Annotated in this window: 11 protein-coding genes and 1 riboswitch; all 11 genes read left to right on the top strand. The window is 52.3% G+C overall.

The window, feature by feature from the left end:
• Nucleotides 1-276: 276 nt before the first annotated feature.
• Nucleotides 277-2,118, top strand: coding sequence for a sigma 54-interacting transcriptional regulator (locus tag SPTER_RS18385; RefSeq protein ID WP_170233321.1), 1,842 nt, complete (start codon nucleotides 277-279; stop codon nucleotides 2,116-2,118).
• Nucleotides 2,119-2,314: 196 nt separating this feature from the next.
• On the top strand, nucleotides 2,315-3,340 hold the full coding sequence (locus tag SPTER_RS18380) for a C4-dicarboxylate TRAP transporter substrate-binding protein (protein ID WP_144351718.1): 1,026 nt from the start codon (nucleotides 2,315-2,317) through the stop codon (nucleotides 3,338-3,340).
• Between the two features lie 77 nt (nucleotides 3,341-3,417).
• Complete coding sequence (locus SPTER_RS18375) at nucleotides 3,418-3,915, top strand: TRAP transporter small permease (RefSeq protein WP_144351717.1); 498 nt, start codon at nucleotides 3,418-3,420, stop codon at nucleotides 3,913-3,915.
• 1 nt (nucleotide 3,916) lies between these two features.
• The gene (locus tag SPTER_RS18370) at nucleotides 3,917-5,197 is read left to right on the top strand and encodes a TRAP transporter large permease (protein WP_144351716.1); all 1,281 of its coding nucleotides are present in this window, start codon (nucleotides 3,917-3,919) and stop codon (nucleotides 5,195-5,197) included.
• A gap of 13 nt (nucleotides 5,198-5,210) precedes the next feature.
• Complete coding sequence (locus SPTER_RS18365; RefSeq protein ID WP_170233320.1) at nucleotides 5,211-6,224, top strand: zinc-binding alcohol dehydrogenase family protein; 1,014 nt, start codon at nucleotides 5,211-5,213, stop codon at nucleotides 6,222-6,224.
• Between the two features lie 22 nt (nucleotides 6,225-6,246).
• Complete coding sequence (locus SPTER_RS18360; RefSeq protein WP_144351714.1) at nucleotides 6,247-7,764, top strand: tagaturonate reductase; 1,518 nt, start codon at nucleotides 6,247-6,249, stop codon at nucleotides 7,762-7,764.
• Between the two features lie 23 nt (nucleotides 7,765-7,787).
• Complete coding sequence (locus tag SPTER_RS18355) at nucleotides 7,788-9,272, top strand: UxaA family hydrolase (protein WP_144351713.1); 1,485 nt, start codon at nucleotides 7,788-7,790, stop codon at nucleotides 9,270-9,272.
• 64 nt (nucleotides 9,273-9,336) lie between these two features.
• Nucleotides 9,337-9,526: riboswitch (cobalamin riboswitch) on the top strand.
• Nucleotides 9,527-9,612: 86 nt separating this feature from the next.
• Nucleotides 9,613-10,653 carry a nicotinate-nucleotide--dimethylbenzimidazole phosphoribosyltransferase gene (gene cobT / locus SPTER_RS18350; protein WP_144351712.1) on the top strand — a complete coding sequence of 347 codons (1,041 nt, stop codon included), beginning with the start codon at nucleotides 9,613-9,615 and terminating at the stop codon, nucleotides 10,651-10,653.
• Nucleotides 10,646-11,686 carry a nicotinate-nucleotide--dimethylbenzimidazole phosphoribosyltransferase gene (locus tag SPTER_RS18345; RefSeq protein ID WP_144351711.1) on the top strand — a complete coding sequence of 347 codons (1,041 nt, stop codon included), beginning with the start codon at nucleotides 10,646-10,648 and terminating at the stop codon, nucleotides 11,684-11,686. The genes cobT and SPTER_RS18345 overlap by 8 nt, the downstream gene beginning before the upstream one ends.
• A gap of 537 nt (nucleotides 11,687-12,223) precedes the next feature.
• A complete protein-coding gene (locus SPTER_RS18340; RefSeq protein WP_144351710.1) occupies nucleotides 12,224-13,102 on the top strand; it encodes a LysR family transcriptional regulator in 879 nt (292 codons plus the stop codon).
• 183 nt (nucleotides 13,103-13,285) lie between these two features.
• Nucleotides 13,286-14,947, top strand: a complete 1,662-nt coding sequence (locus SPTER_RS18335; RefSeq protein ID WP_144351709.1) for a ribonuclease J — start codon at nucleotides 13,286-13,288, stop codon at nucleotides 14,945-14,947.
• The last annotated feature ends 282 nt before the right edge of the window (nucleotides 14,948-15,229 follow it).

Here is a 15,229-nt window from a genome sequence, read left to right as displayed (position 1 = left end):
ACCTAATAAGCATAGCTTGCTGGGGCTGCCTAGTAGCTGGAACAAAGACTCTGACCTAAGAAGCAGGGGGACGTTCATTTTGCTTCTTTTTTTTACTGGAGCTTAACCATGCTAACGCTGAAAATAAAAAGAACCACCGTCGCTGTAGCCTGGGCGGGGAATAATACCAAATTTTGCGAGGGGCCGGGGAAGAGGATTTTAGCGGCTGTTGCAGAAATGAAATTAGGCGAAATTCAAATTAGAGACAGCTTCAGGACGGCAGATGGAGGAATAAGCATGATACCGATATTATTTTTAGCACCGTTTCCCGGTATGGCTAATCTGGCGACGGCAATCGCCCAAAAGATGGGCATCCAGGTCATTGTCGAGGTGACTGATGATGCGCAGGCGCAAGCAATTGTCAATAAATATCCGGACACCGAGGTTATTGTCAGCCGCGGCGGGGTGGCGGAGAAGGTTAGAGGCTTTGACAATATGAGTGTTGTGGAGATCACGATGTCGGTTAATGATCTGCTCAGTGTGCTGAGCCGGCTTACCGGACAGGGCATCCGGCGCATTGGCATTGCCAGCCGCGCCAATTTATTTGACGGCACAATGGGGGATTTTTCTATTGCCGATACGGAGGTGTATATTCGCTCCTGTACTGATGAACAGGAGATTCACCAGACGGTGCTGCAGTTTTCTGAGCAACAGATTGAGGCGGTAATCGGCTGCCGGATGGCATACGAAACAGCCAGGGAGTGCGGGCTGGTTGCCGAACTGCTGGACTCCAGCGCGGTTTCGATCAGAAAAGCGCTGGAGGAGGCTGTCCGGATTGTCAAGGCCAAAGAAAGTGAAAAACTGCAGGCCGCCCAACTGACGGCGATCATCGACAATATTGAGGAAGGGGTCATTGCCGTCACCGGTGATAAAAAAGTGAGTTTCTATAATAATCTGGCGAAACGAATCTGTACAGAGCCCAATAAGAAGCTGACCTTCAGTCATATTGTGGATTTGCTGAACTACCGCAATCAGGAAAAGATTGTTTCCATCAATGGCAATAGCGTGCTGGCCCGCATTATTCCCCTGGAGTTTAATAATAAAAAACGGGGCGACGTTATTACCTTCCACGAGGTAAGCAGTATCCAGGCTTTTGAGAGAAAAATCCGCTTTTCTTCTTATCAAAAAGGTTTGTATGCGAAGCGTTCCTTTGACGATATTATCGCCCGGTCGGCAATCATGCAGCAATTAATTGCCAAGGCGAAAAACTATGCCACCTATAAATCGAACCTGCTGATTTATGGCGAGACCGGCACCGGCAAAGAGGTAATCGCCCAGAGTGTGCACAACCACAGCCGGTATCACAAAGGGCCGTTCGTGTCGGTCAATACGGCTTCAATACCGCCCAGCCTGCTGGAAAGTGAACTGTTCGGCTATGCCGAAGGGGCCTTTACGGGGGCACGCAAAGGCGGCAAGCAGGGCTTGTTTGAACTGGCCCACGGGGGAACGATTTTTCTGGATGAGATCGGCGAGCTTACGCCTGAAATCCAGAGCCGGCTGCTGCGGGTCTTGCAGGAAAAGGAGATCATGCGCATTGGCGATGATAAGATAATACCTGTGGATGTGCGGATTATTTCGGCAACAAACCGGGATTTGTTCGAGCAGGTAAAAACCGGTGCTTTCCGGCAGGACCTGTATTACCGGATTCATGTGCTGGGGCTGCGTATCCCGCCGCTGCGGGAACGGGCGGAGGATATCCCGCTGCTCTTTGACTATTTTGTCAGGCGAATGAGTGCCAGGGAAGGCAAGAAAGTCAGGATTAGCGCCGGGGCTATGAAGATACTGAAGGCCTACTCCTGGCCGGGAAACATCCGCCAGCTGCGAAACATTGCCGAGGTGATTACTTATGGCGGGGATGAGGTCATTGAACCTGCACATATTGACGATGTGCTCAGAGAGCAGGAGACCCGGGTCGAACAGAGTAAGTCGATTACCATACCGGCCGGTGGTTCGCTGAAGCAGATGGAGGGGGAAATTATAAAATGTCTGTTAGCCAAACACTCAACCGATGAGGTGTGCCGGCAGCTGGGGGTTAGCCGGGTTACTTTGTGGCGAAAAACCAAGGATTTGTTTCAATAATGAAACAGATGTAATTTCAGATGCGAAACAAAATTTGCCGGGGTGTGCCAAAAAATCTATGATTTCAGCTTGGCACACTTCTTGCTATTAGTTATACCGGAGCTGTTAGTCCAAACATGACAGGGGTGATTGCGGGCGCGATGCAGTGACCGGGTTTGCCGAGGGGCTGTAAACAAAAAGGGGGAGACGTACAAGCATGAAAAACATGGGTAAAAACAGGTATGTACTGGCCTTGATAGCATGTGTGATCGGGCTGACACTGGTACTGGCCGGCTGTGGCGGTAAGAAAGACGAACAGAAAGCAGCGGCTGATGAAAAGATCATTATCAAGATTGCCTATGGCAATAACGTGGGTGAGCCCAATGACAAGGCTGTCCGCGAATGGGGCCGTCTCATGCAAGAGAAGAGCAACGGCAAGGTTGAGTTCCAGTACTTTCCCAGCTCTCAGCTTGGTTCGCAAAAAGACGTAACCGAACAGTTGATCATCGGAGCCAATGTTATTACGATCTCCGACGGCGGTTTCCTGATGGACTATGTGCCTGAGTTTGGTGTAACCTATCTGCCCTATATTTTTGATAATAAAGAGCAATTGTTTAAATTAGTGGATAGCGACCTGTTTACAGATCTCGCCCAAAAGCTGGAGACCAAAGGCTTATATGTCGTTCACAGCAAGTGGATTTATGGTGACCGTCATCTGCTTGCCACCAAACCTGTTACTAAGCCTGAAGACCTCAAAGGCTTGAAAATCCGGGTGCCGAACATTAAGCTGTCCAACGAAATGATGAATGCAATGGGGGCTGTCGCCACACCGATGCCGCTGGCCGAGGCCTATCCGGGCCTGATGCAGGGTGTAATCAACGGGGCGGAGAACCCTATCCCGGTATTGTATGGCGGCAAAATGTTTGAAGGTGCGAAATACCTGATGCTTACCCGCCATCAGGTAAATCTGTCCACCTGGATTGCCGGTAAGAAATTTATTGACAAGCTGCCGCCTGAGGTCGTGCAGCAGTTGAAGGAAACCGGGGAAGAAGCCGGCCGTTTCCTGATAAAAGAGAATGAAAAGGCAGACAAAGAAGCAATAGAAAAAATGAAGGCTGCCGGCGTGCAGATCGTCGAGGTTGACCGCGCTGCCTTTAAAGAAGCGATGAAGGATTTCCCCAAGAGATTCAAAGAATTCCCGCCTGAAATAATGGATAAGGTGTATTCCATCATTAAAGAGTAAACCACCATAACCCGGCCTCGGTTTTGCAACCGGGGCCGGATTAATCAGTGGGGTAACAAGCATAAGGAAGTGATAACATGGGACGTCAGCTATGGAATTTTATTAAGAATTTTGACGAATTTGCCGGCATGGTTTTAATGGCTTTTATTATATTACTGGCTTGTGCCAATGTATTTATGCGGTATGTTGTCGGCAGCCCCTGGGGCTGGGTTGAGGAAGTAACGATCTTTACTTTTGTCTGGCTGACTATGTTTGGCGCTGCCGCCGTCATTAAAGCGGAAGGTCACTGTAGCATTGATGTGTTAACAAGAAAGCTGCCGCCGGGACCAGGGCGTATTATAACCATTTTCGGCAATTTGTGCACACTGGTGACAATTGGTCTCGTCATCTGGTATGGAACCGAGCTGTCCATACTGGCCACCAGCAAGGTGACGCCAATACTCGGCATTCCCTATTCTTTGGTCGATGCCGCGCTCCCGGTTGCCGGCGTCTTTATGTTTAGCTATTACCTCCGGAGCACCTGGCGGCATTTAACCGGTAAAGAGGAAAAATGCAAGATGGAGGAATTACACTAATATGTCTGTTTTAATTGCTTTCTTAGTCATGCTGGCCCTGTTCGGCATTAATGTGCCGGTGGCGTTTGCAGTTACTCTGTCAACGTTTGTTTATTTTTTTGTGGCCAATGACCTGTCACCGGTGATGGTGATCCAGCGGATGATTGGCGGGGCCGATAATGTTCCCTTGCTGGCCATTCCGTTTTTTATGATGCTGGGGTCAATATTAAATTATACGGGGATTACGCAGCGGCTGCTGAAGCTGGCTGATATGCTTACCGGCCATATGCGCGGCGGTCTGGCTCAGACCAATGTAATACTGGGCGCGCTGATTGGCGGGCCCTCCGGCGCCGGTCTGGCCGATGCGGCGATGATCTGCAAGGTATTGGTGCCGGAAATGGTGCGCAATGGCTACAGCCGTCCCTTTGCGGCCGCCCTGACGGCAGCGTCGGCACTGCTGGGGCCGATTCTGCCGCCCGGTATTGGTCTTATTATTTATGGTTTTGTGTCCGACACCTCAATTGGCAAGCTCTTTCTGGGCGGCATGGGACCAGGTATACTGCTTACCTTGTTGTTAATGGTGGCTGTTGACTATGTTGCCAAAAAACGCGGCTACAAGCCAACCCGTACGAAGATGCCGTCGGTTAAAGAAGTAGCGATAGCGACCAAAGATGCTGTCTGGGGCCTAATGCTGATGGTCATTATCCTGGGCGGTATCCGCTATGGTATCTTTACCCCTACCGAAGCCGGGGCGGTAACGGTTATTTATGCACTGATTATCGGCTTTATCTACCGGGAGACTACCTGGGCCGATGTTAAGACCGCCCTGGCCGAAGCGGCCCGGTCCAATGGCTCCATTATGCTGATATTAATGGCTTCAGCCGGTTTTGCCTGGATACTGTCCTGGGAAGGGGTTGCCGCGAATGTGACGGCCATGCTGACTGGATTTACGGATAACCCGGCCATGTTCCTCTTGCTTGTTAACCTGTTTCTGCTGGTTATCGGTATGTTTTTGGACGGCAATGCGGCGATTATTGTGCTGACGCCGTTATTAATGCCTACGGTGCATGCTCTGGGGATTGATCCGGTACACTTTGGCATTACCATGATTTTCAATTTGTCGATTGGCGCCATTACACCACCGTTTGGGACAACTATGTTTTTGACCTGTAACCTGACGGGGGTAAGGATGGACGAATTCCTTAAAGAAATCATACCATTTTACGTAGTGCTGCTGATAACACTGGCGGTTACGACCTACTATCCGCCGCTAAGCCTGATTCTGGCAGAACTCGTTAAGTAAAGGAGTGTTTTACATGCAAGCTGTATATTTACAAAACCCCGGCGATATTAAAATCGCGGAGATTGAAAAGCCGCAGCGCGGCCGGGACGAGCTTCTGATTGCGGTCCGCAGTGCCGGTATTTGCGGCTCCGATATCGGCGCCTATCGCGGTACCAATCCGCTGGTTTCCTATCCACGGATCATTGGTCACGAGATTGCCGGTGAAATTATCGAAATCCCGGCGGATGAAACCAATTTTGCCGTGGGGGACCGGGTTATTCTTGAACCCTATGTGTATTGCGGCCACTGCTACCCGTGTTCGATCGGCCACACGAACTGCTGTGAGAATCTGACGGTGCTGGGGGTACATATTGACGGCGGTATGGCCCAGTATTTTTCCCATCCCCGGCACCTGGTGCATAAAGCACCTGATGATATTCCCTGGGATATTCTGCCGATGGCCGAGCCGCTGGTTATTTCCATGCATGCGGTTACCCAGCCCAAGACGCAGGCCGGCGAGCATGTGGTGATTACCGGCTGCGGCCCCATCGGTCTGCTGGCGGCCCAATATGCGCTGACCTTAGGGGCGATCCCGATTGTTGTCGATCCGGTGGAGGAGAGACTGGCCCTGGCGCGGCAGTTGGGAATCCGGCACACGGTTAATCCTGTTGCCGGTGATGCGGTTAAGGAGATTCAGACAATCACCAATCAGCGTATGGCCGAGGTTGTCATCGAGGCCTCAGGGGATGCCCGCGCCATTCGCAGTACGATTGATTATGTGTCCTATGCCGGACGGATTTCCTTTGTCGGCTGGCCTAAGAATGAAATTCCGCTGCCGACAGCCCTGTTTACCAAAAAAGAGCTGACAATTGTCGGTTCCCGTAACAGTGTGGGCATGTTCCCGGAAAGCCTGCGCCTGATTGCCGGGAAAAAAGTCGATGTGGCCGCCCTTGTCACGAAAACAGTCTCTGTAGAGGAGATTCCGGCTACGGTTAAGGATATCTCCGAGCATCCGGAGCGTTACCTTAAGGTCATTGGCCTGTTCTAATTCAATAGCGGGAGTGAAGAAGATGAACCAATTAAACGCAGCAACTTTGGCAAACCTGCAGCCGCCGGCCGACCTGGAGGTGTTTGCCGCCAGTCATTTGCCGGAACGGGTTATTCAGTTTGGCGAGGGTAACTTTTTACGGGCTTTTGTGGACTGGATGATTCACCGGCTGAACAAGCAGGGCTTATTCAACGGCCGGATTGTAGTGGTTCAGCCGATTGCCGACGGGCTGGCCGGCAGCATTAATGAGCAGGACGGGTTATATACCCTGCTGCTGCGGGGCCTGCAGGCGGGCCGGATTGTTGAGCAAAAAGAACTGATAAGCTCTGTCAGCCGGGGGATCAATCCCTATACAGACTGGGCGGCCTGCCTGGCGTGTGCGGAGAACCCGGCCATTGAATTTGTCGTTTCCAATACAACGGAAGCCGGTATTATCTATGACCCGGCGGACCGCCCCGACAAGCTGCCGCCTGTTTCTTTCCCCGGCAAACTGACTGTCTACCTGTATCACCGCTTTCAGCATTTTCAGGGTGAGGCGGCCAAGGGCATGGTCATTCTGCCTTGCGAGCTGATCGAGCGCAACGGGGAACAGCTGCAGGCCATTGTGCTGCGCCTGGCCCGGGAATGGGGCCTGCCGGCGGCCTTCGCAGCCTGGGTGTCGGAGCACAATACGTTTGTGAATACGCTGGTGGACCGGGTTGTCACCGGTTACCCCAGGGAGGAAGCGGGGGAACTGGAACAGTATCTGGGGTATCAGGACCGGTTGTTAACTACGGGAGAATTATTCCATTTATGGGTTATTGAGGGGCCGGCGGCATTAGCTGAGCGCCTGCCTTTTGCCAAAACCGGCCTGAATGTGATCTGGACCAACGATATGTCGCCGTACCGCACCCGTAAGGTCCGCATCCTGAACGGCGCGCACACCGCGTCGGTGCCGGTGGCTTATCTGTACGGGCTGGAGGCGGTCAAAGAGATGATGGATCATCCGGTGATGGGGAAGTTTATCCGCCAGGTTATCTGGGAGGAGATTGTCCCGTCGATTAACCTGGACCGGGAGATGCTGAGCGATTTCGCCGGCAGTGTGATTGAACGGTTTGAGAATCCTTTTATTAAGCATTATCTGCTTAGTATTCTGCTTAACTCGTCCGCCAAGTTCAAAACCAGGAATCTGCCGTCACTGCTTGCTTACTACCAGCAGAACGGCGTACTGTCTGAGAAGCTGGTATTCTCGCTGGCGGCCCTGATTACCGTTTACAAAGACGGCGTTATTGACGGCTCGGCCATGAAAGCCCAGCGCGCAGCCGGCGAGTTTATTATGAAAGACGATTTGCCGACTCTGGAATTCTGTGCTGCCGCCTGGCGGGACTATGACGGCAGCGCCCAAAGTGCCGCCAAAGTAGCCCAGGCGATTTTGGGCAATACCGGCATCTGGGGTACTGATCTTACGGCGGTTCCCGGTCTCACGCCGATGATTGCCGCGTATCTTTACGATATTTGCGAGCACGGTATCCAGGCTACTGTGGCCCAATTAGTCGAATAGCCGAAGCGGTTGGAGGAATAGCAATGGCGTTGTTACAAATTCAGGCCAATGACAATGTGGCCGTCACCCTGGCGCCGGTTGCGGCCGGTGAGGAATTGGCAATCAACGGCCAGTGCCTGCGGGCGGCGGTGGCGGTTGACAAAGGCCATAAGATTGCGCTCGGCTATATTGCCGCCGGCCAGAAAATTATTAAATATGGTTTTCCTATCGGTATTGCCGCCGCCGATATCAAGGCCGGCGACTGGGTCCATACCCATAACCTGACCACCGGCCTGGGGGAGATTCTGGCCTATGAATATAAGCCCGAACTTACGGAACTAAGGCCGGCGGCCGCCAAAATGTTTCAGGGCTACTGCCGTCCGGACGGCAAAGTCGGCATCCGCAACGAGATCTGGATTGTGCCGACCGTCGGCTGTGTCAACAAGAATGCCGAGCTGATTGCCCGGCAGGCGGCCCGGGAATATGGCGGTATGGAACATATTGACGGTATCTTTGAACTTAAGCATCCTTATGGCTGTTCGCAAATGGGCGAGGATCAGCTGACGACCCAGCGGATTCTGGCCGATCTGGTTGCGCATCCCAATGCCGGGGCCGTGCTGGTGCTGGGGCTGGGCTGCGAAAACAACAATATCGGGGAGTTTAAAAAGGTGTTGGGCAGCTACAACCCGGACCGGGTAAAGTTTCTGGAAGCCCAGGCGGTTGAGGATGAAATCGCCGAAGGGGTGCGGCTTATCGGCGAACTCGCCGGCTACGCCCGGCAGTTTTCCCGGCAGGACTGCCCGGCCTCGGAACTGATCATCGGTCTTAAATGCGGCGGCTCAGACGGCTTTTCCGGCATTACCGCCAACCCGCTGGTCGGGGCTTTTTCCGACCGGCTGACCGCCATGGGCGGCACTACCGTATTAAGCGAAGTGCCGGAAATGTTCGGGGCCGAGACGATTCTAATGAACAGGGCCGCGAATCGGGAGGTTTTTGAAAAAACCGTGCGGCTGATTAATGGTTTCAAAGAATACTTTGCCGCCCATAACCAAGCTATTTATGAGAACCCGTCCCCGGGCAACAAGCAGGGCGGCATCTCCAGCCTTGAGGACAAATCGCTGGGCTGTACGCAAAAAGGCGGCACCAGCAGCGTGACTGATGTCCTGAACTATGGAGAGCAGGTTAAAACCCGGGGGTTAAACCTGTTAAGCGGTCCCGGCAATGACGGGGTGGCGACAACGGTGCTGGCTGCTGCCGGCTGTCATATGATCCTGTTTACCACCGGACGCGGTACGCCGCTGGGAACCGTTGTGCCGACCGTCAAGGTGGCGACAAACAGTGAATTGTTTAGTAAAAAACGCAACTGGATGGATTTTGATGCCGGCCGGCTGCTGACCGGCATGAAGCTGGAGCCGCTGGCCGATCTGTTTGTCGACTATGTGCTGGCGGTGGCTTCCGGCCGGCAGACGCAGGCGGAAAAAATGGGGTTCCGGGAGATTGCGATCTTTAAAAACGGGGTCACTCTGTAGCCGGTTTTAGGTTTTTAGCCATTGACGGCTTTCCGGACCGTCTGCTATAATGACGGTGAACATTATATATATTCACGGTTGAGGTGCCCCCGCGTGCCGGGGGAGAATAGGGAAGTCCGAGTACGGAATGATTCCGTATGTAGGCGCGGGCCCGCCACTGTACCGGGAAGACCTTACCGATGCCACTCGCAAGGGGAAGGCGTAAGTGTTGATGAACCGGGAGCCAGGAGACCTGCCTTAATACCGTTATACCACCTTCATGGAAAAGAGGGCTTTTTTGGGATTACCCAGAAAAGCCCTTTGTTTTTGCCTGATTGTTGTACTAAAATGGGGGGTTATTATGAGTTTACTACACGAGACGTTATTGCGCATTACGGCACCGGAACCTGTGATTGGGCAGCAGGTACAGGAAAAACTGGACAGGCTGCTGCGGCCGGCCGGCAGTCTGGGCCGTCTGGAGCAAATGGTACGGCAGTATGCGGCGATAACCGGCCGGCTGCAGCCTGACATTCCCCGGGCCTGCATGGTGGTGGCCTCGGCCGATCATGGGGTAGCCAGACAGGGGATTAGTGCATATCCGGTGGAAACCACCATTCATATGACGGCCAATTATCTGATTTCCAAGGGCGGCAGCGCCAATGCCTTTGCTAATTTTTGCGGCGCCGACATGGTTGTTGTCGATATGGGCGTGGCCGGCGATATGTCGCATGTGCCGGGGTTGTGGCACCGGAAAATAGCCTATGGGACGCAGGATTTTACCCAGGGGCCGGCTATGACCCGGCAGCAGGCTGTACAGGCAATCGAAACAGGCATCGACATCGTCAATGACCGGGTCCGGCAGGGCTATAACTGCTTTAGCCTGGGGGAGATGGGCATTGGCAACACAACCGCCAGCGCTGCGATTGTCGGGGCCTTTACCGGTCTGTCGCCGGAGCAGGTGACCGGCCGGGGCACCGGGATATCGGACAGCCGTTTGCAGGTTAAGATGGATATTGTCCGCCGGGCGCTGGCCCTGAACCAGCCTGACGCCGGCGACGGCATCGATGTTTTATCCAAGGTGGGGGGCTTTGAGATCGGGGCGCTGGCCGGTATTGTTCTGGGCTGTGCCGCCAACCGCTGTGCGGTTGTGATTGACGGTCTCAATACCACGGCGGCGGCGTTGATCGCCAATGCGATCCATCCCCTGAGCAAGGAATATATGTTTGCTTCCCATCTGTCCGGGGAACCGGCCCATATCATTGCTTTGGGGCATCTTAATCTGGAAGCCTGCCTGGATATGGGGGTTCGCCTGGGCGAAGCGATTGGGGCTTCGGTCGTGGTGGATATGCTGACGGCGACAGTTAATATGCTGAATAACCTGGGAGGTCAGTCGAATGCTTGAGAATACGATTAGCCAAATCAAACCCCTTGATGCCGCGGCGATGGAGAAGTGTCAGCTGCGGCTGGATAACCTGACCAAGCCTCTCAACAGTCTATATTCCTTTGAGCATATAGCCTGTCAGCTGGCAGGCATTACCGGCAACCCCCGGCCCCGGAGCCTGGGGAAAAGTATTATTGTCATGGCGGCTGATAATGGTGTTGCCGCCGCCGGCCAGCCAACTGCCGGCAGGATTGAGAATTTCTGCCGCGGCCGGTCGCCGCTGACGACGTTTGCCGGGCATGTTCAGGCCCGGACGGTTGTCGTGGATATCGGGGTTGCGGCCGAACTGACGCACTGGCCGCAGATCTGCCATAAAAAAATAGCTTACGGTACCGGTGATATTACGCGGGGGCCGGCAATGACGCGGCAGCAGGCGATTCAGGCCCTGGAGACCGGCATCGCCCTGGCCCGCGCGGAAGCCGCACAAGGGGCCAGGGTGCTGGGCCTGGGCGAAATGGGGCTGGGCGGCACTGCGCCGGGTACGGCCGTGATTGCCTGTTATAGTGACAAGGCCTGGACTGAAGCAGGCAGTCTGCTGAGCGAGATTGTGCAGAGAGCCTTAGCTGTCAATCAGCCTGAGCCGGCAGATCCCCTGGATGTTGTCAGCAAAACCGGCAGTCTGGCCATTGCCGGCCTGACCGGTGTCATCCTGGGGGCAGCTGCTCACCGGACCGCCGTTGTCCTGGACGGCCTGGCCACAAGTGCGGCCGCACTCATTGCCACCAGGCTGGCGCCGGCCGTGAAGCATTATTTGCTAGGCTCGCACTTTGCTGTGGAGCCTGCCCATCAGACCGCCCTGGCGCTGATCGGGATACCGGCCTATCTTAAGCTGGATATCGCTTTGGGCGAAGGCGTCGGCGCCGCTCTCGGCCTGTCCCTTGTCAAGGCTTCCGAGCATGTGATCAATGATATGAAGACCTTCGGCGAAGCCGAGGTTGCTGTTGCTCAGGACGGTCCGGGGGCGTTAAAGCAGAACAAGGAGGTTAAGGATTAGCAGGCTGGCTTCCCGCCAGGTAAAGCCCAGGCTTAACCGAAGGCCGCGGGTTTTGTCAAGCAGATAAAAGCTACCGGGCGGAAGCCCTGGTAACCCCTAACAAGCTCAGGTGGCAGCAAAAATTCTGCTGCCTGGGCTTTTTCTGCATAAAAAAATAGACACCAAGCCATAAATAAGGCAAGGTGAGAATGTAACCCTTTTAATAAATAGAAACAGGCACCTAGTTATTAGTTAAATATCAGCGGCATTAACAACATTAAAGATATAATAGCTATACATTGCAATAACTCTTTCAAAGGTATTCTCCCTTCATTTATAATTAAACTATTGCATTATTCGACAATAAAGTATTATTATCCACAAACTTTGATAATAATAGTATAATAGTCAATATAGCTGTAAACGTCAATTGCTTTTTAGATTTCGTAAATAAAAAATATGTGATTTATGGAACAGTCTATACTTACAGGCCGGAAAATATGCATCATTATTAACGCAAGGAATTTTTAATAGTGAAGGAAAATGGAGAGAAATTACGTGGATATAAGACAATTGGAATATTTTATTGAGGTTGCCCGGCAGAGAAGCTTCAGCAAAGCGGCCGAAACCCTGCATGTTTCCCAGCCTTCCATCAGCAAGACGATTAAAGATCTGGAAACGCAGCTTGGTTCGACATTATTCTACCGCAATACTAAGATTGTTGAACTCACCGATGCCGGTGAAGCAATCCTGGAGCAAGCGCAGCAGATTGTGTCCTCTTTTCTCAACATCAATGTACAGCTGAAGGGCATAACGAAGCTGCAAACAGGCAAAATTCATATCGGCTTGCCACCGATTACCGGCGTCAGTGACTTTGCCCAGTCACTGGGGCAATTTAAGAATGAATATCCCAATATCCAGATAAAGCTTTATGAATACGGTTCCAAGAAGATTGAGCTGGGAATTCAGGACGGCACCCTGGATATGGGGATCATCTATGTACCCTGTGAAGAGGAAGAACTGTATGAAAAGCTCTCTTTTGTCCGGGACAGGCTTAATATTGTTATGCATCCGCAGCATCCCCTGGCCGGCAGGAGCGTGATTGCCTATCAGGACCTGAAGGATGAGCAGTTTGTGTTATACAGCAATGACTATATCCTGCATGACAAAATTATTGAGCGCTGTAAAGCAGCCGGTTTTATACCCCATATTATTTTTGAGACATCGCAGCAGGAACTTATGACTCAGATTGTTGCCGCCCGCCTGGGGGTGGCATTACTCCCGGGCAAGGTTTGCCGGGAACTTAACCCCGATAGCTTTACTACGCTGCCGATGGCTGATCCCCAGCTCTATCTGCAGCTGGCCATGGCCTGGAAAAAAGGCCGGTATTTGTCGCATGCCGCCCGGGAGCTGATTGCTTTTATAAAACAGGAATAACGACTATTTGCAAAACGCGGGCTGGTTGTATATAATAAAAGATACTAGTTAGTGACCGGCGTTAATTTTGCTCAGATGGTGCGGATGACAATGTAACGTTGCGTAAAACTAGGGCCTGTCGGGGTCCTAGTTTCTAATTTTGTCAAAGAATAAAAAGAATAAATTAATTATTGGAGGTTTCAGTTGAAAAAGAACGACAAACTACTCATTATACCGCTGGGGGGACTTGGCGAGATCGGGAAAAATATGACGGTGTTCCGTTATGGTGATGACATAATTATCCTGGACTCAGGTCTGGCCTTCCCGGAAGAGGACATGCTGGGGATTGATCTGGTGATACCTGACATGTCCTATATAATCGAAAATAAGGATAAAGTCAGGGCCGTTGTTTTGACCCATGGCCATGAGGATCATATCGGCTCTTTATTTTATCTGCTGCGCCAGGTCGATGTGCCTGTGTATGGTTCCAGGCTTACCCTGGGGCTGGTGGAAGGACGGCTTAAGGAATATGATGTCTCGGCTCATAACCTCATTCCCGTGGCTCCCGGCGATTCCCTGACGCTTGGTCAGTTTGAGGTGGGGTTTATCCGGGTAAATCATTCGATTGCCGATGCTTTGGGGATTTATTTCAAAACCCCGGTAGGAACAATTGTGCATACCGGCGACTTTAAAATCGATCAGACCCCGGTTGACGGACAAATGATTGATATCCACAAATTTGCCGAACTGGGCAATGACGGTGTCCTGGTACTGCTGTCGGACAGCACTAATGCCGAGCGCCCGGGCTACACCAAATCGGAACGAACTGTCAGTGTGGCGTTAGACGAGCATTTTCGTTCTGCCAAGGGGCGGATCATCCTGACTACTTTTGCTTCCAATGTGCCGAGACTGCAGCAGGCCATAAATTCAGCCTGCCAATACGGGCGCAAAGTGGCGCTGCTCGGCCGGAGTATGGTGACCGTTATCACCAAGGCGCAAGAGCTTGGCTATATGACAATTCCCGAAGGCATTCTGATCAGTGTTGATGAAATCAACCGTTATCCGGACCGCCAGATGCTGATTTTAACCACAGGCAGTCAGGGGGAACCGATGGCGGCGCTCAGCCGGCTGGCCGCGAGGAATCATCGCAGCCTGGAATTGACGCACGGTGATACGGTGCTGATCGCAGCCAGCCCAATACCCGGCAATGAACGGTCTATCGGCCGCACGATTGATGCTTTGCTCCGGTCCGGCATTCATGTCGTTTATGAGCGGACATCAGGTATCCATGTCTCCGGCCATGCCAGCCAGGAGGAGCTTAAGCTTATTTTGAATCTGACACGGCCCAAATTCCTTATTCCTGTTCACGGCGAGCACAGAATGCTCAAACATCATAGCAAACTGGCCAATGAATTGGGAATACCCAAAGAAAATGTTTTTATTGGTGAAAATGGCCAGGTGTTTGAGTTTACGGCCGAGACCGGACGTATGGCCGGCAAGGTAACTGCCGGCAAAATTTTTGTGGACGGATTAGGTGTTGGCGATGTCGGTAATATTGTGATCAGGGACCGGCGCCAGTTGTCTCAGGACGGGGTATTAATTGTTGTTGTTACCCTTGACAAAAGCAGGGGCTGTGTTCTGGACGGCCCGGACATTGTTTCCCGGGGTTTTGTCTATGTGCGGGACTCGGAGGCTTTAATGGAAGAGTCGCGGAAAATAGTAAAAACCGTTTTGGAACGATTCGAAAACCAGCCGATTACCCAATGGGCGCCGCTTAAAGCCGGTATCCGGGAAGCGCTTGCCAAATTTTTATTTTCCAAAACCGGGCGCAGACCGATGATCCTGCCTATTATCATGGATTTATAAGACATTCAGAGACCTTACCATAAGACCTGCAAGCAATTAATGCCTGCAGGTCTTATTGCTGTTTGCCGGTGAAGAACAGCCGGGGCTGCGGCCGCCAGCCTGAACACCGGCCCCAGTATTCTGTCCCAGCGTCCGGGAGCTGACAGCGTTAAGGGCTAACGGCGGTGGCAGGCAGAAGAGGACCAATATATTGTCAAAAATGATGCTTTTTCTGGAAAAATTGTAAAATTTAACTTAATATTGTGAAATGTGAAAAAAATATTTTTCGCCGGTAGGAAATAG

This window comes from Sporomusa termitida (assembly GCF_007641255.1).
Taxonomy (GTDB): domain Bacteria; phylum Bacillota; class Negativicutes; order Sporomusales; family Sporomusaceae; genus Sporomusa; species Sporomusa termitida.
Note: the sequence above shows the minus strand (reverse complement) of the source record. Positions and strands in the feature narration are given on the sequence as shown.